This is a genomic window from Arthrobacter sp. C152 (assembly GCF_054890965.1).
In genome coordinates this window covers 1-275 of sequence record NZ_JBTZSU010000118.1, presented here as the reverse complement: position 1 = coordinate 275, position 275 = coordinate 1, and the positions used below count along the sequence as shown (strand labels likewise).

At 54.9% G+C, this 275-nt stretch carries 1 protein-coding gene; it reads right to left on the bottom strand.

Annotated elements, in window-relative coordinates; genetic code table 11:
• Nucleotides 1-54: 54 nt before the first annotated feature.
• On the bottom strand, nt 55-275 hold a 221-nt coding region (locus tag ACYSM9_RS21975), incomplete at its 5' end, for a hypothetical protein (protein ID WP_461859060.1).

Here is a 275-nt window from a genome sequence, read left to right as displayed (position 1 = left end):
ACGAGCTACCATTTCGCTTTAGAGCTCTCGTCTTCAGCCGGCGAAATCCGCGTTTTAGCGCATAGCAACGACAAAGTTTCGTCGGTCAGGTCGCCAAATTTGCTCGCAACAATAGGGGGTTTCGACCTGTATTCCGTCAGAACGCAATGCGCAGCAAGCGGCGGGCAGTTTTGGATCGACGTCCGGCAAGAGAATGGCCGAGTCGCTGAGCAGGTTATTACGATTCACGACGACGGCAGCGCCTTCGTGGGAAAGTCGTATACCGTGAAGGGCGA